Here is a 22325-nt window from a genome sequence, read left to right as displayed (position 1 = left end):
CAGCTCTCTAATTAGAGTCTCATTGTTTCAGAGTGCTGAAAACTTTTAGACGGCAGTTTGCTTAAGACAATCTTAATCTTAGCAGTGCCTTATCAATTTTAGAGGTATTTGGGGCACCTTGTGTGGTAAGGAAGCACTTGGGATGATTGGCAATGCTCCCAGCGCTTGCACTATAATGCACCGCGCGAGCGCTTACTTAAAATTAATTAATATTGTAGTTTGTAACATTTCGGCAGACTGCTATTGACTTTTTTCTTTGTGCTTTAGTATCAAAAGCCAAAGTACATATTGGTTTGCCCAAATTTTAATTTTTGTTAATTGCTTCCGAAACCTTACTTAAAGAAGCCCTAATATCAACTACAGAAGGTATTCCCTTTGACCTACTTCAAAACGGATATCTGGTTTATCTTTTCCAGGAAAGTCGTAATCGAGCGAACTTTCCCATTCAATTCAATTCGATAAGAATCGAGCTCCCCTTGGAGTATTTCTAGTTCCTTGTCCATAGAGGAGATTCCTAGATGACAATCAGCCCTCCTGAGCGAGAGGCAAAGGTCAAAGTTGTAGTTGATAAAGACCCGGTACCAACTTCTTTCGAGAGGTGGGGCAAACCAGGTCACTTTGACCGTACCCTCGCAAAAGGTCCAAAAACCACAACTTGGATTTGGAACCTGCATGCAGACGCTCATGATTTCGATAGTCATACGAGCGATCTTGAAGACGTCTCTCGTAAAATCTTTAGCGCTCACTTCGGTCACTTAGCAGTAGTTTTTGTCTGGTTAAGCGGCATGTACTTTCACGGTGCACGCTTCTCTAACTACGAGGCTTGGCTGAGTGATCCTATAAATATCAAGCCTAGTGCTCAAGTCGTTTGGCCAGTCGTTGGTCAAGGTATTTTGAATGGAGATGTCGGTGGAGGCTTCCACGGCATTCAAATAACCTCTGGTTTCTTCCAGCTATGGCGTGCTTCTGGTATTACTAACGAGTTTCAGCTTTACTGCACCGCTATCGGCGGTCTAGTAATGGCAGCTTTAATGCTGTTTGCTGGTTGGTTCCACTACCACAAGAGAGCTCCCAAACTGGAATGGTTCCAGAACGTGGAATCAATGATGAACCACCACCTAGCCGGGTTACTTGGACTTGGCTCTCTGGGTTGGGCGGGTCACCAAATCCACGTCTCTTTGCCCATCAACAAGCTGTTGGATTCTGGGGTAGCAGCGAAAGACATTCCGTTGCCCCATGAGTTCATCTTGAATCCCAGCTTGATGGCCGAACTGTATCCCAGTTTTGCCGAAGGGTTAAAGCCATTTTTCACCTTGAACTGGGGCGTCTACGGAGACTTCCTGACCTTCAAGGGTGGCCTGAACCCGGTTACCGGTGGCTTGTGGTTGTCAGATACGGCGCACCATCACTTGGCAATTGCCGTTCTGTTCATCATTGCCGGCCACATGTACCGGACTAACTGGGGCATTGGTCACAGCATGAAGGAAATTCTAGAGAGCCATAAAGGTCCCTTCACTGGAGAAGGACATAAAGGTCTCTATGAAACCTTAACCACTTCTTGGCATGCCCAACTGGCGATTAACCTAGCTCTGCTGGGTTCACTCACCATCATCGTGGCCCATCATATGTACGCGATGCCTCCGTATCCGTACATTGCTACAGACTACGGCACTCAGCTGTCTCTGTTTACCCACCATACTTGGATTGGGGCATTCTTAATTGTTGGTGCTGGAGCTCACGGCGCAATCTATATGGTGCGTGACTATGACCCAGCAATGCACCAAAACAACCTCCTAGACAGAGTGATCCGTCACCGGGACGCTATCATCTCTCATCTAAACTGGGTTTGTATTTTCCTAGGCTTCCATAGCTTTGGTCTGTACGTTCACAACGACACGATGCGGGCTTTTGGTCGTCCTCAAGACATGTTCTCAGATACGGGAATTCAGTTGCAGCCAGTGTTTGCGCAGTGGATCCAAAACCTGCACACTCTGGCTCCTGGAAATACTGCCCCCAATGCGCTTGAGCCTGTTAGCTATGCCTTTGGTGGTGGAATAGTTGCTGTAGGCGGGAAAGTGGCAATGATGCCAATCGTCCTTGGTACAGCAGACTTTATGGTGCACCATATCCATGCGTTCACCATCCATGTCACCGCGCTGATTCTTCTCAAAGGCGTACTTTACGCCCGTAACTCTCGCCTAATTCCAGATAAATCGGAATTGGGCTTCCGCTTCCCCTGCGACGGTCCAGGTCGGGGCGGTACTTGCCAGGTATCAGGCTGGGATCACGTTTTCCTTGGTCTATTCTGGATGTACAACAGTATCTCGATTGTGATTTTCCACTTTAGCTGGAAAATGCAATCCGATGTCTGGGGGACAGTCGCACCAGATGGCACTGTGTCTCATATTACTGCGGGGAACTTTGCCCAGAGTGCCATTACCATTAACGGTTGGTTACGTGACTTCCTGTGGGCTCAAGCTTCTCAGGTAATCACATCTTACGGCTCAGCCCTTTCGGCTTACGGCATAATGTTCCTGGCTGGTCACTTCGTTTTTGCCTTCAGTCTGATGTTCCTGTTCAGTGGTCGCGGCTACTGGCAAGAACTAATCGAATCGATTGTTTGGGCTCATAATAAATTGAAAGTGGCCCCAGCTATTCAGCCTCGTGCTCTGAGCATTGTTCAGGGTCGGGCAGTTGGGGTAGCCCACTACCTCCTGGGAGGAATTGTTACTACATGGGCATTCTTCTTGGCGAGGATTATCGCAGTCGGATAACGGCTCTTGGAATAAATGCCAAAGATAAAGTGGGACACACCAAAAGTGTCCCACCTGTCGAGACCCGAACGAACCTGGAACAAACGTTCCAGGGGTCATGAAGACAGAAAATGAGCGGCAGTAATGCATTAAGCCTCATACGTCAGCGAGGAGAATTTCCTAAGACAGATGGCAACAAAATTTCCCAAATTTAGCCAGGACCTGGCTCAAGACCCGACAACACGTCGGATCTGGTACGGGATTGCCACGGCTCACGACTTTGAAAGCCATGATGGCATGACTGAAGAAAATCTTTATCAAAAGATTTTTGCTTCACATTTCGGCCACATCGCGATCATTTTTCTGTGGACCTCTGGTACCCTATTCCACGTCGCCTGGCAAGGTAACTTTGAACAGTGGATTAAAGATCCTCTAAATGTCCGTCCCATCGCCCATGCGATTTGGGATCCTCAATTTGGCTCACCGGCAGTGGATGCCTTCACCCAAGCCGGTGCTTCCAACCCAGTTAATATTGCTTACTCAGGCGTTTACCACTGGTTTTACACCATTGGTATGACAACAAATAATGACCTGTACAGCGGTGCAGTGTTCCTCTTGTTGATGTCTGCGGTATTCTTGTTTGCGGGCTGGCTACACTTGCAGCCGAAGTTCCGTCCTAGCCTTTCTTGGTTCAAGAGTGCAGAACACCGCTTGAACCACCACCTAGCAGGTTTGTTTGGTGTTAGCTCTTTGGCTTGGACTGGACACTTGGTGCACGTAGCGATTCCTGAATCTCGTGGACAGCATGTGGGCTGGGATAACTTCCTAACCACACCACCGCACCCAGCAGGCTTAGCGCCATTCTTTACTGGTAACTGGGGCGTATATGCCCAGAACCCAGATACAGCTGAGCATGTGTTTGGGACGTCCCAAGGAACAGGTACAGCAATTCTGACCTTTTTAGGCGGCTTCCATCCTCAGACTGAGTCTCTGTGGCTGACGGATATTGCCCATCACCATTTGGCGATCGCGGTAATCTTCATCATCGCTGGTCACATGTACCGGACTAACTTCGGTATTGGTCACAGCATCAAAGAAATGCTGAATTCCAAAGCCGGTCTGGTTGGTGGTAAGAGTGAAGGTCAGTTCAACCTGCCTCACCAAGGGTTGTACGACACCATGAACAACTCGCTGCACTTCCAGTTAGCATTTGCTCTGGCAGCTTTGGGTGTCATCACCTCCCTGGTAGCACAGCATATGTATTCGCTGCCTCCTTATGTCTTTATGGCTAAGGATTACACAACTCAAGCAGCGCTATACACCCACCACCAGTACATTGCTGGCTTCATCATGGTTGGGGCGTTTGCCCACGGTGCCATCTTCCTGGTACGGGACTATGACCCTGAACAAAATAAGGGTAACGTTCTTGACCGGGTGCTACAGCACAAAGAGGCAATTATCTCTCACCTGAGCTGGGTGTCTCTGTTCCTGGGCTTCCATACCCTAGGTATTTACGTCCACAACGATGTAGTTGTTGCCTTCGGCACACCTGAGAAGCAAATCCTGATCGAGCCAGTATTTGCTCAGTTTATCCAAGCCGCTCACGGTAAAGCGCTGTATGGCATGGATGTGCTGTTGTCGAACCCCGACAGTATCGCTACTACAGCTTGGCCTAACTACGGTAATGTTTGGTTGCCTGGTTGGTTGGATGCGATCAACAGCGGTACAAACTCTTTATTCCTGACCATTGGTCCTGGCGATTTCCTGGTTCACCACGCGATTGCTCTGGGTCTGCATACCACTACCTTGATTTTGGTCAAAGGTGCGTTGGATGCCCGTGGTTCCAAGCTAATGCCGGATAAAAAAGACTTCGGCTACGCCTTCCCTTGTGATGGCCCTGGTCGTGGCGGTACTTGCGACATCTCTGCCTGGGATTCTTTCTACCTGGCCATGTTCTGGATGCTCAACACCTTAGGTTGGTTGACTTTCTACTGGCACTGGAAGCATCTGGCCGTCTGGCAAGGCAACGTCGCCCAGTTCAATGAGTCATCAACTTACTTAATGGGCTGGTTCCGTGACTACCTCTGGCTAAACTCTGCTCAGTTGATCAACGGCTACAACCCGTTCGGCATGAACAACCTCTCAGTCTGGGCTTGGATGTTCCTCTTTGGACACCTGGTTTGGGCAACAGGCTTCATGTTCTTGATCTCCTGGAGGGGTTACTGGCAAGAGTTGATCGAAACGATTGTTTGGGCCCATGAGCGCACTCCTCTGGCGAACCTAGTTCGCTGGAAGGACAAGCCCGTTGCTCTTTCTATCGTTCAAGCTCGTTTGGTTGGTCTAGCTCACTTCACTGTTGGCTACGTCCTCACCTACGCAGCGTTCTTGATTGCCTCGACTGCGGGTAAATTCGGTTAACAAGATTAGCCTAATCCTAAGTTTGTAGGTAATTAAACAAAATCCCCTGCCTTCGGGTGGGGGATTTTTTGTTGCAATGTAATTTTGCTGACGTTTTTGTACGGATATTGGAAAGCTATTAGGGAAAGGTATAACAGCTTTAACTCTTGCAGGAAAATCACTCAGAATGCTTGTATTTTTTATCCACGGCGTCGCAACAAAGGATGCTGGGTATTCAAAAAAATTAGAAGCTCTCCTTAAGGAGGAATTTATTAAAAAAGATCAATCACTGCCTCTGTTCTACGCTAGCTTCTGGGGTAATATCCTAAAGCAAACAGGTCAAATTTGGAATTGGGTTCATCAAGACTTGCAAGATCTTGAGAGAAACTATCCTCAAGTTGACGTGCAAGATGTATTTCGTTATCAAGCATTTAGACAAGATTTTATTTCTGAATTTTTTGGAGATATCCTTACTTACTTCAATACGGAACGAGGTAGGAAAATTAGGGAACTTATTGCACAGGGATTAGGTGACTTAATAAGAACTTCTCCTCAAGACGATGAACTGCATATTATTACGCACTCACTTGGTAGCGTCATTCTCTGGGATATTTTATTTTCCCAAGAGTTTAAGTCTGGTGATCCAGCTTATGAAATTCGCTCGATGATTAATTTACCCAATTCTCCTGAAGATAGACGAAAAACTTATGTAAAAAGCATTACAACAATGGGCGCACCTGTTTTGTTCTTTAACATGATGCTAAATATTAGTCAGGACAAAATAAGAGTTCTGACTGATCAATATAAAACGAGGCCTCTCAGGTGGGTTAATATAATCCACTCCTCCGATATTATTGCTTATCCCCTTAAAGCGAGCCTGAATGTTCAGTCATTAACTAACTTCTTTTTTCGGGATAAGTACATTTGGGCTGATGCTAATATTCCAGAAAAAGGAGCGCGGGTGTTTGGTCAAACTCCTGCCGCAATGGCCCTGGGTGTAGCTGATGCCCATGGCTACTACTGGCGTAGTCGTGGCACAGCCCGATTGATTGCGGCTAACCTTCTTGGCGACAGCAAAGCTATAGACTCCACAAGATTAGATACAGATTAGTGGGACTTAGACAGATTTCAAGCCCAAACAAAGCCCAAAGCAGCTTTGTGAGCAAAGAATACGTCCCGATTGTGGTTCAACCACTCCATAAAACGGAAAGACATCGCTGTCCGAAACGCCTCTAATGCTTCAGTAAAGGTGTTTAAAGGTTTCGATGCCCAACGCCGTCTTAATCCTCCGGTTAAAGTGTGCCATAAAATAAATGTATAGGCACAAAACACAAGCATGAAATGTCTTATCAGGCTTCTATAATCTCTGACTTGATATTCAGATAAACCCAACCAGCCTTTGGCTTCCCGATAGAAAACTTCTACCCAATTTCTTTGAGAGTAGGTAGTTACTATCCAATCGGCTGTGGCTTTTGTTGATTCAACATTGGTAATAAAATAGTCAACATCACTAGCTTGGTCGAAGGTTGAGGCATTCATGACGATAGCAATTGTTCTCTTTCCTTCAAGCTGTGAGAGTTCAACTTCTACAGGAGCCACCCAAACGGTTTTCAGTTTATCTAGATTGATTTGAACAGGGGTAAAATCTTTTGGCGACAAGGATTCGGCTAACTTATCTAGGCGAATCTCTTCTCGTTGACTTATCCCTATTTCAATTATCACCTTACGGTTTTTGGCTAATCCTCCTATATACTTGAGTTTCCTTTTTTCCAGTTCCAGCAAAAACGTTGTGTTATTTCCATACCCAGCATCAATTAATACGATACCCGGTCGATATCCTCTGTTCATGCTGCGGTCAATTAATGCTAAGCCTAACTCCGGCTTTTTCTGGAATTCAATATCTTTTTTTCCTTCAGCTAAAGAACTAGCGTGTTGAGATAACTCTATATCTAACGGTAGGCTTTTTTTCCCATCATATAGATGAGTTGTTACCACTACTATTCCGTTGTCTGTCTTCCCGATTTCTCCAATGTACTGTCGTCCTACTCCCGCCGTGAAATTGCCACTTTTCCTATGTCCTGAGTCATCTACAATTAACGTGAATCCTCTACTTATTCGGGTTGGGCTACACTGATTCATCACCAGTAGACGCCGCTCATTTACCTGTTGAGCATTCCAGGGGGCTTCCGTTAAAAAATGATGTAATCGGTGGTAAGTCACTCCCACCGCGTTATCCGCCATTTGAGACAGGTTTTTTCCTTCACTTTCCCCTAATAATCCCCCAATATAGTTCCTAAACTCCCTTTTTTGCGCTTGATGTCTCCAGACATCATCAAAGCGTTTGCACCATCTATCGAAGCAAGGAGGCATGGCGGCGGGGGTTGTCTCTTTCCTGTCTTACACTCTAATGTCAAATGGCTGCCATGCCTAAATTATACCTTTATTAACTCTTTATTTTCGTTTAAGTCCCGTTAGGCAAGTATCACCTACTCCTCCAAAATTTCTACCAAGTCCTCGATCATCACATCAAACGTTCGAGCCAACTTGTGAATAGCAGTAAAGTCAACCATTGCCATTCCGGGAGAGCGGGCATAGTTGCTAATCGTGCTGTAGCCGACGCCAGAACGTTTAGCAACTTCCTTGAGCGTCCAGCCCTTCTCAGCAGCGAACTCTCTGACTCGCAACCTTACTAAGCCCATACTCATATTGACAACTTACAAGATTTTGTATTTAATACTGATTATCCAATTATATAAAAATGGCGATCGCCCCCATAGTTTGGCCAACTCATGAGCGATCGCCAAAATGCTCCATACAATAGGAAGCACTTACTATGGTATCAACACTCAAGGCAAAAACGCCTCTGATCAGGGAATCGAAAATTAGTCACAAGTCACCAGTTCTTCACCCACTGGTTAGATTTGTTACAGAAGAGACAGTTGCTTTGCTCTTTGATCTCAAGTCAGACGAGATATATCGCATCGACTGCTGGCAACACGTTGTCTATGTACATGCAAAAGGCGTAAGTCGGTTTGTTAGCTATGCTGATTTTCCGCCCAACTTAGAGGTACAGATACCAAACCCTCAAGATTTTGTTCGCTGGCGCAAGCGTTGGAAAAACCGTTGGAGATGTCACCAAGCACCTGAGTTTTGGACAAAATTCTATGAACACCAGTTCAAAAACGCTGTAACAAAATCTAAATTGCTGGATTGGGGAAAACTGATTGCTTGCCTTGAATCTTCGCTATCTATCGCAGCAGTGCAACAACTACGAGACGCTTACACTCAAGAGAAATACTTCTGGGATAACTTCTAAAAGGAATTTAAAAATTTAAGGGAAACTATACATTCCCGCACCAAATCTTAGCAATTGTAGCGTAGGAATTTTATAGCCTCCCTCAGTTACCCATCTTATTGCAATGGGATATTCAGATTTTTTAGACCAACTCTGAGAATCAAATCCTCAGTTAGGCATCGCTTTCAATGTGGATAAACAAGAGTCCCATCAATACAGCAGGCATTAACCAGCAAACGATGGGGATGAGAATCCAGGGTAAAAAGGAAGCTGCGTATGAACCTGTCATGTCAAATTCTCCTATCTAAAGTTAGAGAGTTACAAACTGTCTGTTAGATGTTGCAGGTAAAAACTACTAGGCTACCGAGGATAAACTACTCGGACAATAGCTCTCACCATTTTTTCTTAGGTGTTATTTACCACACCCCGGAAAATAGCATCTACGATGTCAAAATTTTCCAAGAGGAAATAGGCAACAAAAGCACCACCCATTGCTCCGACAAAGAAACCACCAGTAAACTGGCTCCATCCGTCATCAGTTGTCATTGCTTCGGGAGTTCTGGGATTTTGTTCCTTGGCATCGTTACTACCTTCTTGGAAGGAGACAATTCCATAGGCAGCTAAAGCACCGGTGGCAATGACAATTAAGGAAATTACTGAAATCAATGCGCCTAAGTTAGCTGCATCAGGATAGTCGCGCAATGGACCAAGCAAAGTCCATGGACCAATCAAAAAGTAACCATGGGCCATACCAATCTCTAACCCCCGAAGTAAGGGAGAAATCCCTTTGCGGTAAATGGGCAGATTATTAAGGTAAGTATTTACTAAAGAAGAATCACTAATCGGTGTTGAGAGATGACCCACAAACGGGTCACCATTGTAGGCTTGAACAAGTTCTTTATTTCTAGGATCAGCCATACTAGATGTTTCCTCTCTGTCTGAGATGTACGGGATTGCTTAAGAATACATTCTAAGCAAGGAGGGGTATCCAATTTCAGAATCAGTAGGGAGCTTTAGAAAAGTTCATTTTTGAGTAGCTTCATGAGATTAGTTAGTAATAATTAATAAATAAAAATTAATATTTTCTTGTTTTACAAGGAAAAATACTCTTCATATCTCTACTTATTACCATCAAGGCTATTTAAGATCTATGCATCGGCTAGACTAGAACGACTAATACTCTAACCCACAGCAGAGGGTTTTCTCAGCCATTTTCCCTCAAGCTCTGTAAATCCCTGATTATTGGCACTATCTGTTGAGCGTTGAGGGACACTTTGCCGTCTCTATGCCAAATTATTGGGGAAGCCTCAATGGGTTAGCTTTGCGATCAAAATTCCTTAATCAATTTAAGTCAACGAATAAGGTTATTCGCAGCTTCCCTCGCGCCATAACCCTGCTGGGGTAATTGAATGGTGCTGTTCGGGTGTACTGGTGACATACTACCTTTTTGATATAACAACATGACAAACATCGTAAGTTTAGGGGACTCAATTACCTGGGGAGTCATCAACAGCCAACCAAATAATGCCGAACAAAGCGGCGGCTATCGCACCGTATTATTCGACTCATTATTGGCTAATGGTTTTGACGTAGATTTTTTGGGTTCGCAAAATGCTGGGCCGAGTACTAGTGACCAAAACCATGAAGGTTACCGTTCCGAAATTATCCAACAGATTAGTACTCGGATAACTAACAACACTAACAATCTTCGGACAACTCTGGGGCAAGCAGATGCCGTTCTGCTGATGATTGGCACTAATGATGTGCGCAGGAATACACCCATTGAGTTGGCTGATGCCCCTAATCGGTTAAGCAACCTGATTGATCAAATTCTCAATGCCGGTGCAGGGGCAGTTTTGGTGGCTTCAGTTCCCCCCCAACCTGGACCTTTTGATACTCCACCCGGTAACCCTGATCCGAATGCTGCGGGTATCGAGTTCAATACAGCCATCCGCGACGATATCGTGCCGAATAAAGTCGATCAAGGCAAAAACGTCACTTTTGTCGATATCTTCAGCACAATAACAGAGAATGACATATTTGACGGCATCCACCCCAAATCAGAAGCTTATAGCAAAATAGCTAGTGCTTGGTACAACAAGCTACTGGCAGTTATTGACCCGGATAATTTTGCTCCTGAGATTAGTGAAACGAGGGGGGAACCAGTCCGCTTTGAAGCCGAAAGCTTGACTCTCAACGGCTACCAAATTGTGGGCAACGGTGCGGCAGTAGTTCCCGACACTCCAGAAATCAGACTTCCCAACGGCGGCACAGGCACCGCTACGAGGACATTTAATCAACCTACTGGCACCTACGACGTAGTACTCGGCTACTTTGACCAAAATAACGGGGATGGCCAGTTAGAAGTCAGTGTTGGCGGCAACTCGTTAGCCACACTAAGCCTTAATCGTAACCTGGGTCTATCACCCAAGAACTTTGTGCGGCAAACGATCGCTGCTGGTCTACTAATTAACAATAATGCCCCCATACAAATTACTGGGACAGTCTTGGGGGGCTCCGAGTTGGCACGGGTTGACTACATCGAATTTGTCCCCGTCAACGACGCACCCGTTCTACAAATCAACTCAGTCGATAATCTCACCGACATCGACGAAGATCAACAGAACAATAATAACGATGGCGATCGCATCAGAGATCTTCTGGGCAATGCTGTCACAGATATAGATACAGATGCAGTTGATGGCATAGCGGTAATCGGGGCAGATACGACTAATGGCACCTGGCAGTTCTCCACTAACGGCGGTTCCGACTGGACAGATTTTGACAACCCTAACCCCTCTGAAGCATTATTACTGGCTGCTAACGCCAATACCCGCCTCCGCTTCATTCCCGAACCCAACTATGATGGCGAGGCCAATATCACTTTTCGTGCCTGGGATCGAACCAAAGGTTTTGTTGGCAAAACAACCGATGCTACCAGCTTTGGTGGCAGCAGTGCCTTTAGCCAGGACGCTGCCACTATTACTGTTACCGCAAATCCAATCAATGATGCCCCAGTTCTCAACCCAGACCTAGTAGAGCAATTTACCGCTATTGACCAAAATAGTGCAACTAACAACGGTAACTTGGTTTCCGAGATTCTGAGTACTGCTGTCACGGATGTAGACCAAAACGCTCTTTCAGGGATAGCAGTCACCGAGGTAGACAATAGCAACGGCACCTGGCAGTTCTCTACCAACGGCGGCACTAATTGGACAGCTTTTGGCACTCCCAGCCCTAACCAAAGCCGGTTACTTACAGGGGATGCTAATACTCGCATCCGCTTTGTTCCTGACGCAAACTTTGATGGCACCCTTCCTACCATCAGTTTCCGGGCATGGGACCAAACCACAGGCACTGCTGGCAATACAGCCAATACCAGTAATAACGGTGGTGAGACTGCCTTCAGTCAGGAAGTTGCCATTACTACTCTTACCTCTCAAAATGCACCGGTTCTTGACCCGAACTTAGTTCAAGCCTTCACTGCGATCGAGGAAGATCCAGCTACTAACAACGGCAACTTAGTTTCTGATCTCTTGAGTACTGCGGTGACGGATGTTGATGCAGATGCTCTTTCGGGGATAGCAGTCATTGAGGTAGACAATAGCAACGGTACGTGGGAATTTTCCACTGACAGCGGCACTACTTGGACAGCTTTTGGCACCGCTAGCCCTCAAGAAGCGCTGTTGCTGGGGGCTGATGCCAATACTCGTATCCGTTTTGTTCCCAATGCTAACTACAGTGGTTCTGCTGAGATCACTTTCCGTGCTTGGGATCAAAATACAGGTACTACAGGTAGTCTAACTAACGCTAGTACTGCTGGTGGTACTACTGCTTTTAGCGAGGAGATTGCCGCCGCTAACATTACCGTCAACGCTATCGCTGATCAGCCAAAGCTTACCCTCGCACCAGCATCAGGTGAGCAAAATACTGCTATTCCCCTGAATATCGATGCTGTTTTAGTCGATAATGACGGTTCCGAAACCCTCTCCATTGAGATTGCTCAGGTGCCAACTACTGCTACCCTCAGTGCAGGGACGAACATTGGTGGCGGTGTATGGCAGCTCAGTTCAAGCGATTTGGCGAGTTTGGCTATTACGCCCCCTGACGAAGGAGATTTGAGTCTGATAGTCACGGCTAGTGCTACTGAAATCTCTAACAGTGACATCGCTTCTATCGCTGCTCCTCTAGGGGTAACAGTCACTGCGACAGTACCAGAACCTAGTCCACAACCCAATCCACAACCCAATCCACAACCTAATCCACAACCTAATCCACAACCTAATCCACAACCCACCGCAGTTCCTGCTCTGACAGCAAACGCTAATGGTGTATTTGCCGTCCAAAGCTCCTCTCCAACAACCCAACTTTTGTTTACGCTCACTAATAGAACTAACAGTTCTGTAGACGAAATTGGTTTTTTTATTGTTGATGATGCTCAAGGAAACATAGGTAATACGGCTCCTAATGATCCAGGCTATCTACAAGCAGCCTTTAACCGCGCGCAAGTGCTGTTATCGGTTCTTGATCCTAAGCTTGATCCAAGCAACGTCATAGATAAACGTCAGTTAAACTTGGCTGGCGACACTCTCATCAGATTTTACCAAGTGCAAAATGGCACTACTGATGCCTTGCAAGCTGGACAAATTTCCCTGCAAGATGTTTCTTTGAATGCGCCAGCTCTGACACAAGAGAATGGAGCCTTAAACTTCGGCAATATTAGCCTAACAGTTCAAAAGACAACTGAGCCTGCTCCAATAGGAACTACTTTCCAAGGTAGCAATCAGGGAGAACTCATCGACCTGAGCAACCAAAACACACTGCAAGCAAGCTACATAGTTAGTAGTCAAGCAGACTTTAACAATACTATTGGTTTGTATGTAGTGCAAAACGAGCAAGGTACTGTCATTGACCCGTTGACGGGCCAACTAATTAATCCTGGAGAAGAGGGGTACTCTCAATCAGCTATCCGTATTGGTCAAAGCTTACTACAAGCTAGTCAGGATGAGACGGGTTCAGTGCAACTTGAAGGTGGATTAATCTATGCACCCTATCTCATTGCCGATGGCACCACGGCAGAATTTCTGGCTGACAATCCCAGTAATCAGGGTGAGGGGAATAAACTTCCTTTAGCTTACTTTGCTTATTTGGGAGCTAACCCTGATGGCTTTGATCACGTTCGTTTGTTAGGAGACAACGTCTTTGGTTTCGAGGATTTGTTTAGTGGCGGTGATCAAGACTATAACGATATAGTCTTACAGGTCAATATTGCCTAAAAAAGGTGGTAATTGCTCTCTATTAAGCTCTTGAGTTAATTGCCTTCAAGCTGCATTACTGAGTGTTCGTCACAGGCGATTTACAGACAGTTGTTAATAATTAGCGAAATTAGCAATCGCAGTTCTCATCAGCACTACAACTCCTAAAACCATTACCCCCAGAATGGGTGCATCTACACTTCAGCTAAAGTAGTAAGAAAATCAGAAACTAAGTTTTCTATTTAGTTAAGGTAGCCTTAGAAAAAAAATAGGTTAATTTCTCTAGCTTAAATCCTTTCTTATCGATAAATTTATAGTTATCCCCAATTTTTCAAGCTCCAGTACCTGGTGGGCAGTACACCTGATCTTTAAGAAGTAGGTGGCACGCCAGTTCCCTATAATACGTTTTGGACAAAACTATCTTCAGATAAATTGTAATGAAACAGCTCCTCTATCATCTACACCGTTGGCAAAAACACCTTCAAAACCTGATAATACCGCTTTTATTAATGGTTTTGGTCAGTGGGCTAGTGGCAGCACCAGCAGCAGCAACCAACATCTATCAAATGCCCAATGTCAGTTCCGGTGAACCAACCTGGATAATTGATCAATCAGAAGTTATCAGTCGTATCAATGAAGGCAGAATCAGTACAACACTGGAAGACTTAGCCAAAGCAACTGGCAATGAGGTGAGGCTAGTTACTGTTCGCCGCTTAGATTATGGCGAAACCATTGAAAGTTTTTCAAAAGCTCTGTTTGAAAAATGGTTTCCTACCGAGGAAGCTCAGGCTAACCAAACTTTACTCGCCGTTGATACCCTAACAAATAATACTGCTATTGTTACAGGTGAGGCAGTCAACTCGACTATGCCCAAGGATATAGCAGAAAGCGTAGCCTCTGAAACAGTACAAGTGCCACTCCGCGATGGTAATAAATATAATCAGGCTTTTTTGGATGCAAGCGATCGCTTAGTAGCTGTCTTGTCTGGTCAACCTGACCCTGGGCCACCTGTTGTGGAAGATACCATTGAGGTGGAAGGTACTTTTAAGACGGCGGAAGAAACAGACACCAACAGTGCTACAACTTGGGTGATTGTCGTCTTGGTTGTTGCCACAGTTGTTCCCATGGCTACCTACTTTTTCTACCAGGGTTTCTCAGGCTAGTCTTGTATCTGCTCTTGGTTTTCGCTAAAGTATGCCAATTTTTAGATAATTCTCAGCCCGAAAAAAATCCCCAAAACAAGCAGCGATCTAGTCAAGCCTTGTCTGAGGAAAGGGCTGAGTTTACTTGGTTTTACTAAGTGAAACAGGAACAAGAATTGTCAGCTTAATCCTGAATTAAAAAGTCAATCTCCCGCTTGCTAAAGGGTAAATCCTGATTAATCGCGTCAATTTCCTGCTGTTCCATTTCGTTAATTTCACTGATATAGTGGCGCAAAATTTTAGTGAGGCGTCCGTTGTAAAATCGGTGCAAACTGTGATTAGCTGTGGCGGGAAAGCCGCGACGTTTTTTATGACGGCCACCAGCACCAGGGTCAAAACTCTGAATACCCTTAGCGATCGCCCACTCAATTGGTGCATAATAGCAGGCTTCAAAATGTAGGCAGTCAAATTCTTCAAAGCATCCCCAATAGCGACCATAAAGTAATTGATCTTTAGTGAGACAAAATGACATACCTACCGGACGCCTGTCATTACCTTCCTCATAAGCAGCAAACAACAGCACTCTGTGACTATAGTTGGGATACAACTGCTCAAAAAACTTGCGGTTAAGATACTTACTCCCGCCCCAAAATTTATCGCAAGTACTGCTGTAGAAGCTGTAAATTAACGGAAATAAAGATTTAGGAATTCCGTCCCCAGTATAAGTTTCAATGCGCAGATTGGCTTTGCTAACCGCTTTGCGTTCCCGTTTGATATTACGGCGCTGATTAGCATTGAAAACACTAAGATAGTCATCAAAACTGCCGAAGTTCTTATTTTGCCAAATGTAGCTGTGGTGCATCCAGCTAGTAAAGCCCTGGCGTTCTAGAATTGGTCGCCATTGTGGATCCACAAACAGGAAATGACAGCCAGAAATCTTGTGGCGATCGCAAAAATGGTCAATGGCATTAACCATCAATCCCGTGATTGCTTCCTCGTCTTCTCCCGGTGCGATCAGGAATCGGTAGCCCATAGCTGGGGTGAACGGTGTCATTCCCAAAAGCTTTGGATAGTAATCAATGCCTAATCTGTAAGCTAAATTAGCCCATTCTTGGTCAAAGACAAACTCTCCGTAACTATGACCTTTGACGTACAAAGGTGCCGCAGCAATTAGCTGTCTATCTCGCCAGACACTCAGATGATTAGGCAACCAACCTGTCTGAGGAGTTGCACTACCAGATGCTTCTATATTGTTCAACCACTCCCATTCCAAAAAGGGGGTTTTTAGGGGCAGGGCTAAGGCGTCCCAGTCTTGTTGGGGAATGTCGGCGATCCGGTTGACCCAGGTAACGGAATAGTCTATCTGGGATTGTTGAACCATTGAGGGAATCCAGGGTAAAAACTTCTTGAAATACCACTTCATCAGCCAGGTGGGTGCAGGTTTAGCTAGCAAGGAATCAGAAACTTATGCTTCCTGTGATTATTGCTGAAGCCACTCCCACTTTCGAGTAATAAACTTTATTTAGGTTAACTAATCTTCAAGAACCTTGCCGTCGATAGTGCAAAAATACTTCCTGCTCAACAGTCTGGACACTCAAAAGTTCTAGATGCCTTGCCAGGTGTAAGGAAAAACCTTCCCCTTCCACTGGTGTTGGGGCTGTTGCCCCGCCTAAAATCAAGGGACAGATTGTTAACCAAAGTTCATCAATTAAATCTGCTGCCAGTAGCGAAGCTACCAATTCGCCACCACCGAGGACAGCTAAGCGTTTAATACCTAAGTTTACTAACTGCCGAAGTGCGTTGTTCCAATCAATTTTTCCTTGGTCAGTTTGAACCAGCAAAATTCGCTCAAAACTACCAGCTATGGAAGACTGTTGAGCACGTTGAGCCCCAGTTGCTGTTGTCAGTAACCAGCGAGGCACCTGCTGACGAAAAAAGCGTAATTCGGCGTCAAACTCAACGGAACTAGAGCAAACAATCTGCACTGGTTGTAGTGGTAACCCTTGCTGCGAACGGAGTTGAAGTAGTTGAGGATTTGAGACACTTAAAGTCGTGCCGTAAGCCCTGAGAGTACCTGCACCAAATAAAACGCCATCAGCCTCAGCCACTTGTTGTTCTAAATGGGATCGGTCAACTGGCGTTGAGAACCTAGCAGGCGATCGCGTTTTATCTGCAATCTTGCCATCAGCGCTCATCGCTAAAACTACGATTGTCTGAGGTCTGTCAACACTCGTGTTGTGGGTTTTCAAGTTATATTCGAGAATGCTAATCTTCCATAACAAAAGATACTCTTAATAGCAAAGGGTTGAAGAAAATTCTCTTGAGGAAGAAGTTTATGCGGTCGAGAGATGTCGCTAGAATCTAGGAATCGGTCATAAGGTATACATTTTTCCTGTGGTGGGTCATTAAACTGGTAAGGAAAATCTCCTGAATTCCTGGATGCATTTTCGACACCGCCGCTCGCTTCAAAATTTCTAGGGGGTGCATCAGACAATACCCCTCAAAGTCTCCTCTTTATTAGGTAAATTGAGAGTGAGATCTACTCCAAATTACAAACAGGTTAGTGACAAGGGATCATCATAGCGGCTCTGGAGAAGTGAGAGAGTTGCCTCCGCTATAAGCTTGAAAGTTAAGGGGGTAACTATGCCACCATGGAAACCAGTCTGATCAACATAACTATCTACAGAGATAAGGGGTAATTCTTCTACTGTATAAGTTAGTGCTGTTGGGTTTTCTATTTCAATCTGAGAGACATCCTATGGCTAAGCCAGGTCAATCCTCCTTTCGTCGCATCCTGCTGTCGCGCCTTCTACTGTTGAGCGTGCCAGTATTATTAACGGGGGTGTATGTGACCTACAAAAAAGCACGCTCGGCATTTTTAGATACTGCTCGCCAAAATCTCATGGAAAGTGCCCAGAGAAATGGTGAAAGCATTCAAGCCTCAATTGCTGCACTGCAAGCTAATTTGATGAGTGCTAGTCAGAGCGTAGTGTTACAGTCCCAATCACCGGAAGCATATCAACAATTTATTAACCAACTTGCTCAACAATTACCGACCCAAATCAAGTGTGCACAGTTGTCTAATGTCCAGACAAAAGAAATTATTGCCAACACCTGTGGCGATAGCCTCTTAGCCAACACAGAGGTTTCTTGGTCGCAAGAGCAGCCAACTCAATCATTCTGGAACCCTTCTCAGGTCAAAGTGAGAGTGATAGCACCGGAGGAGTCTCTACCATTGAGCAGCAAAAGTGCTAATCAAACCAACTCCAACAATCAACTCAATTTGTTATTGAGCGTGCCGGTTTACAACCAAGCTGGTCAACTGCAATACGCTCTTAGCATCGAGTCAACCTTGCTCAAGGGAGAACTGCAAGAGTCTAAGCCGGGGTCGCTTTCTGGCTATCCAGTAGTGATTAATGAAGAGGGCAGGATTTTAGTTCATCGGGATCCAGAGCGAGTTGGGAGTAATATTGCTCAGGAGGGGGATGCAGCTCCCCTAGAGGAGCTGGTGGAAAAAGCCCAACCTGGTCAACAAGATTTTCTACATCTATTTTCCTTTGAAGAAAACACTGTAGAGCTAATTGCTGGCTATACCGCAATTCCTAGTCCGATTACTGCTAAGGACAACCAAAAGTGGATTATCTTAGCAGCTACTCCCTTAGATAACGCTCTGGCTGGCCTCGAAAATATTAAGCGGGTTCTCTATACTTTGGGGTTTGGTCTAATTGCGGCAAATTTTTTGGCAACACTCTATCTTGCTCGCGATTTAGCACGTCCTTTGGAAAAACTGAGGGATTATGCCTTGAACGAGTCTCAGCTACACTCCACAGACAGGATTCCTCATGACTTCAAAGTTCGGGAAATTAACCAATTGTCTGAAGCTCTTGATGGCATGATTGAGCGTCTCAGGGATTGGGCTGAAGAACTCGAAACTGCCTGGAAAGAAGCGCAAACTGCTAACCAACTGAAAAACCAGTTTCTGGCTAGCACTTCCCATGAGCTGAGAACTCCCCTCAATGGCATCATCGGTTGCTTGCGATTAGTCAAGGATGGTTTCTGTGACTCTCGTGACGAAGAACTAGATTTTTTACAGCGAGCTGACGATGCGGCAATTCATCTGTTGGGAATCATTAATGATGTCTTAGATATTGCCAAGATTGAAGCTGGTAAGCTCTCCGTGGAAACAGAACCCGTTGATTTGCGTAAGCTGCTTGATGAAGTAATTAATCTACAAGCAGTGCCTATCCAGCAGAAAGGCATACAGTTCAACACTAATGACTTACACGAGGTGATTGCTGTCCGTGCTGATCCAGCTAAACTCAAGCAGGTACTGCTGAATGTGGTTGATAACGCAGTTAAGTTTACTGATACTGGTAGCATTACCATCAGTACGATAATTGAGTCGATTAATCACACAACTCAAAGTAATCAACCCTCTACACTCCCTTCTTCTTACAAAGAGGAAAAATCACAAGAAACTGATGTTGATGGGAAAGACTCAGAAGTTTGTACGCCTGTGACGTCTTCAGAAGGGGCTACTAAGGATAGTATTCCTGTGCCATCCTCAGCTAAGAATTCCCTAAGCACCTCCTTACAGGTTGTGATAACAGTCAAGGATACAGGAATTGGTATCGACCCCAATCAACAGCACAAACTATTTCGTCCCTTTGTGATGGTTGACGGCTCGACTACTCGCAGGTACGGTGGGACGGGTCTTGGTCTTGCTATTTCACGCAATTTAATCCAACTTATGGGAGGTGCTATCACCCTATCAAGTAACGGTAGAGGTAAGGGTACTACTGTTGAAATCAAATTGCCGACTATTGAACCTTCACTCTTGGTTTCAGGAGAGTCCCCAAAATTAACCAGCATGAGTCAAATAAGCGCGGACGAGTTGAGTGTTGATGGTTCCCAAGTATCGTAAAAAAAGATGGAGATCCCCGACTTCTACAACAAGTCAGGGATCTTGCTTGGATATAATTTACTTCATAAACCTGAAATACTGTATCTTCTTCTTTCGTAGACTAAACTGACAACTGAGGAACCGTTACTGGGCAACCTCCAAGCTGGAGAGATTGCTCCAGACAGCTCAGAATCTGCACTAGTTGTGTGCCTGCCCAGCCAGAGGATGCTACTGAAGGTTTAGATAAGCGAATGCTATTAAGAAAATGATCGCAGACCAAACCTAGTGGTTGACTGGGTTCGACGTAGATAACTTCACGACTTTGACCGACAGGAGTAAAGGAGTCACCGTCCGGCTCTAGATATCCATGCTGAAGGCTCAAAGGGCTTTCTTGGAGCATCTCATCAAAAATCAAGGTTCCCTGACTACCAACAACAGCAAGACGCCGTTGTTTATCAGGATTGAGCCAACACAGATGAATAAATGCCTCGAAGCCACTAGGGTAGGTCAATTTGACCTGAACTAAATCAGCTAAGTAGGGCAAGGGTGAAGACTGTAACTTGTTTACTTGACTTTCGGCTTTTGATTGATCCAAATTTAAGCTCTGAAACTCTTTTGGGCTGCAATCCCGCTTCAGCCAAACTGCACTAGTAGCTTGCACCTGTAGTGGAGTTTGCCCCAGCCAATGGTTAAAAATTGAAATGTCATGAATTGCTAAATCCCAGAGAGCATTTACATCTTGGCGCACTGGGCCTAGATGAGTACGGGCAGCGTAGCCGTAGCATAATTCTCCCAAACAGCCTGATGCAACGACTTCTTTGCCCCGCCAGACAGCAGGGTGAAATAAATAAGTATGATCAACTATTAGCTGCCGTTGCTGTTTTTGAGCCAGTTGGCAGAGTTCTATGCATTCAGCAACATCCAGTGCCAAAGGTTTTTCTGCAAGAACATGGCAACCTTGCTGTAGTGCATTAGCAATTAAGCTGTAGTGAGTAACAGCTGGTGTAGCAACTACCACCGCCTCAATTGCAGCGTGATCAGGCAGAGAAAACCAATCAGGTGCCAAAATTACACCTTGATCGAGGTCAAATAGCTCTTGAATTGCTATCAACCTCTCTAGATTTAGATCTATTACTGCCACCACCAGAGCCTTGGGGTGTGCCAAGAGGTTCCGCACGAGGTGTGTACCCCATCTACCCGCTCCCAGTATGGCAATCCTAGTGGGTTTCACTCTGGTTGTCTATTAGTGCCAAAAATGCTTGTTTGGCAGCAGCTTGTTCAGCTGCCTTTTTAGAGCGTCCCTTTCCTTGACCTAATTGCCGATCTTGCAGCCAGACTTGGGCTGTAAATCGATGGGTTTTGTCGTTTACCTGAATATTCTCTGTCAGGCGATACTCTGGGAGTATTTTGTAGTTAGCCTGAGTCCATTCCTGTAGAGCGTCTTTATAATTTTGGAGGGCTGGATCTTGACGAACTTCAGTAGCTAGTTTTTGTAAGTGAGGATCCAGCCAGGGACGCACCAGTTGCAGCGTGCGAGTACTCAGATACAAGGCTCCCAGCATGGCTTCAAAGGCATCTGCCAGCCGCGATGTCTCTCCGGCCGGGTCACCAGCAGCACTACTAGAAATCAACAAGTAGCGGTCTAGCCCATAGATTCGAGCTAGTTCGGCAAGGATGCGATCGCTGACTAGAACTGAACGAATAGCAGCAAACTCACCAACTAGAGAATCAGGATAAGTTTCAAATAAAAACTCTGATGTCGCCAGACGCACTGCTGAGTCGCCGACGAACTCTAACTGTTCATAGTTGCTCTCAGCAGAAATGCTGGGATGGGTCAGTGCTAAGTCAAGAAGTGCCCACTGTACGGGGGCATCCTCAGGCAAACCCAGTTTTTGCAATAACTTCTGTAGTTGTTTCTGGCGGCGAGGATCTCTAAAGGTTGTCACGGGAGGAGTTTAGCTTAGCGCTAAAAGTAACCGACAGGACAAAAGGTAATTACGAAGGAGAGAGCAGGACATAAGCCGGGTTCTGTTCTCTTGAACATATTGTCAAGAGGGCAGTTATCTATCTAGGGCGGCTGTTACCAGACGCCTCAAGCGGTTCTCTTGGACGGAACCGGTAAAAGACCAACCTTGGTTCCTACGACCTTGCTCCCAACCGGGGTTTACCGAGCCAGCACCTCTCGATGCTGCTGGTGCGCTCTTACCGCACCTTTGCACCCTTACCTGTCTAGCCAAAAGCAGCAAAGCTCTTCTGGAATCATCGGCGGTATGTTTCTGTGGCACTATCCTCACGGTCACCCGCACTGGGCGTTACCCAGCAAGTCTGGTCTTTCGGGAGCCCGGACTTTCCTCAGAACTAACCACTCTGGCTAGTCTGCAACTGCCTGCGCCTACTCTCTCCCCTACCTAGTCTAATCTCCATTGGGACTAACTGTTAGCCTCTTAGCCATTTGCCCTACGGGAAGAGTGTCTGTTGGCTCTCAGTCGGTTGTCAATCCTTTTTGGCCTGTGGGTAGTGAGCTCCTATCACCCACACTGTAATTAAGAGTTCTTTTCGCGGCACAGAAGAAGAGTGCCA

15 protein-coding genes and 1 other RNA gene are annotated in these 22325 nt (G+C 45.6%); 7 read left to right on the top strand and 9 right to left on the bottom strand.

The annotated features are described in order from the left end of the window. Positions 1-518 precede the first annotated feature (518 nt). From psaA to ACT7WV_RS21320, 3 genes are all read left to right on the top strand, one after another. On the top strand, positions 519-2774 hold the full coding sequence (gene psaA / locus ACT7WV_RS21330) for a photosystem I core protein PsaA (RefSeq protein ID WP_445104810.1): 2256 nt from the start codon (positions 519-521) through the stop codon (positions 2772-2774). 168 nt (positions 2775-2942) lie between these two features. Then, complete coding sequence (psaB, locus tag ACT7WV_RS21325) at positions 2943-5171, top strand: photosystem I core protein PsaB (RefSeq protein WP_445104809.1); 2229 nt, start codon at positions 2943-2945, stop codon at positions 5169-5171. 166 nt (positions 5172-5337) lie between these two features. Beyond that, positions 5338-6261 carry a hypothetical protein gene (locus ACT7WV_RS21320; protein ID WP_445104808.1) on the top strand — a complete coding sequence of 308 codons (924 nt, stop codon included), beginning with the start codon at positions 5338-5340 and terminating at the stop codon, positions 6259-6261. A gap of 17 nt (positions 6262-6278) precedes the next feature. Here the strand turns inward: ACT7WV_RS21320 and ACT7WV_RS21315 are convergent, their stop codons facing one another. Together ACT7WV_RS21315 and ACT7WV_RS21310 are read right to left on the bottom strand one after the other, a co-directional pair. Further along, positions 6279-7520 (bottom strand): IS701 family transposase, encoded by a 1242-nt coding sequence (locus tag ACT7WV_RS21315; protein ID WP_445101212.1) that lies wholly within the window; start codon positions 7518-7520, stop codon positions 6279-6281. 116 nt (positions 7521-7636) lie between these two features. Next, complete coding sequence (locus tag ACT7WV_RS21310; RefSeq protein WP_445105706.1) at positions 7637-7849, bottom strand: helix-turn-helix domain-containing protein; 213 nt, start codon at positions 7847-7849, stop codon at positions 7637-7639. Positions 7850-7983: 134 nt separating this feature from the next. Between ACT7WV_RS21310 and ACT7WV_RS21305 the strand changes: the two genes are divergently transcribed. Further along, on the top strand, positions 7984-8466 hold the full coding sequence (locus ACT7WV_RS21305; RefSeq protein ID WP_445104807.1) for a hypothetical protein: 483 nt from the start codon (positions 7984-7986) through the stop codon (positions 8464-8466). A gap of 151 nt (positions 8467-8617) precedes the next feature. On the opposite strand, the gene ACT7WV_RS21300 is transcribed toward ACT7WV_RS21305, so the two are convergent. Continuing rightward, positions 8618-8734, bottom strand: a complete 117-nt coding sequence (locus ACT7WV_RS21300) for a photosystem I reaction center subunit VIII (protein WP_445104806.1) — start codon at positions 8732-8734, stop codon at positions 8618-8620. A 116-nt stretch (positions 8735-8850) separates the two neighbouring features. Further along, the gene (locus ACT7WV_RS21295) at positions 8851-9363 is read right to left on the bottom strand and encodes a photosystem I reaction center protein subunit XI (protein WP_445104805.1); all 513 of its coding nucleotides are present in this window, start codon (positions 9361-9363) and stop codon (positions 8851-8853) included. A 542-nt stretch (positions 9364-9905) separates the two neighbouring features. Here ACT7WV_RS21295 and ACT7WV_RS21290 point away from each other — a divergent pair. Continuing rightward, positions 9906-13721: a DUF4114 domain-containing protein gene (locus ACT7WV_RS21290; protein WP_445104804.1), complete on the top strand. Its 3816-nt coding sequence runs from the start codon at positions 9906-9908 to the stop codon at positions 13719-13721. Positions 13722-14137: 416 nt separating this feature from the next. Then, entirely contained in the window at positions 14138-14863 is a 726-nt protein-coding gene (gene psb32 / locus ACT7WV_RS21285; RefSeq protein ID WP_445104803.1) for a photosystem II repair protein Psb32, read from the top strand. A 163-nt stretch (positions 14864-15026) separates the two neighbouring features. Here the strand turns inward: psb32 and ACT7WV_RS21280 are convergent, their stop codons facing one another. Beyond that, entirely contained in the window at positions 15027-16223 is a 1197-nt protein-coding gene (locus ACT7WV_RS21280; RefSeq protein WP_445105705.1) for a GNAT family N-acetyltransferase, read from the bottom strand. A gap of 157 nt (positions 16224-16380) precedes the next feature. Then, the gene (locus tag ACT7WV_RS21275; protein ID WP_445104802.1) at positions 16381-17124 is read right to left on the bottom strand and encodes a RibD family protein; all 744 of its coding nucleotides are present in this window, start codon (positions 17122-17124) and stop codon (positions 16381-16383) included. 476 nt (positions 17125-17600) lie between these two features. Here ACT7WV_RS21275 and ACT7WV_RS21270 point away from each other — a divergent pair, with 476 nt between their 5' ends. Further along, the gene (locus ACT7WV_RS21270) at positions 17601-19766 is read left to right on the top strand and encodes a sensor histidine kinase (RefSeq protein WP_445104801.1); all 2166 of its coding nucleotides are present in this window, start codon (positions 17601-17603) and stop codon (positions 19764-19766) included. 100 nt (positions 19767-19866) lie between these two features. On the opposite strand, the gene ACT7WV_RS21265 is transcribed toward ACT7WV_RS21270, so the two are convergent. The 3 genes from ACT7WV_RS21265 to rnpB form a co-directional block, all read right to left on the bottom strand. Beyond that, the gene (locus ACT7WV_RS21265; protein ID WP_445104800.1) at positions 19867-20976 is read right to left on the bottom strand and encodes a Gfo/Idh/MocA family protein; all 1110 of its coding nucleotides are present in this window, start codon (positions 20974-20976) and stop codon (positions 19867-19869) included. After that, the gene (rnc, locus tag ACT7WV_RS21260) at positions 20963-21691 is read right to left on the bottom strand and encodes a ribonuclease III (RefSeq protein WP_445104799.1); all 729 of its coding nucleotides are present in this window, start codon (positions 21689-21691) and stop codon (positions 20963-20965) included. The genes ACT7WV_RS21265 and rnc overlap by 14 nt, the downstream gene beginning before the upstream one ends. Positions 21692-21747: 56 nt before the next feature. Next, positions 21748-22144, bottom strand: an RNA gene (gene rnpB, locus ACT7WV_RS21255) — RNase P RNA component class A. Between the last annotated feature and the right edge of the window lie 181 nt (positions 22145-22325).

This window comes from Symploca atlantica LB2515 (assembly GCF_052546295.1).
The sequence above is the reverse complement of the archived record's forward strand: the minus strand, read 5'-3'. Positions and strand labels throughout refer to the sequence as shown.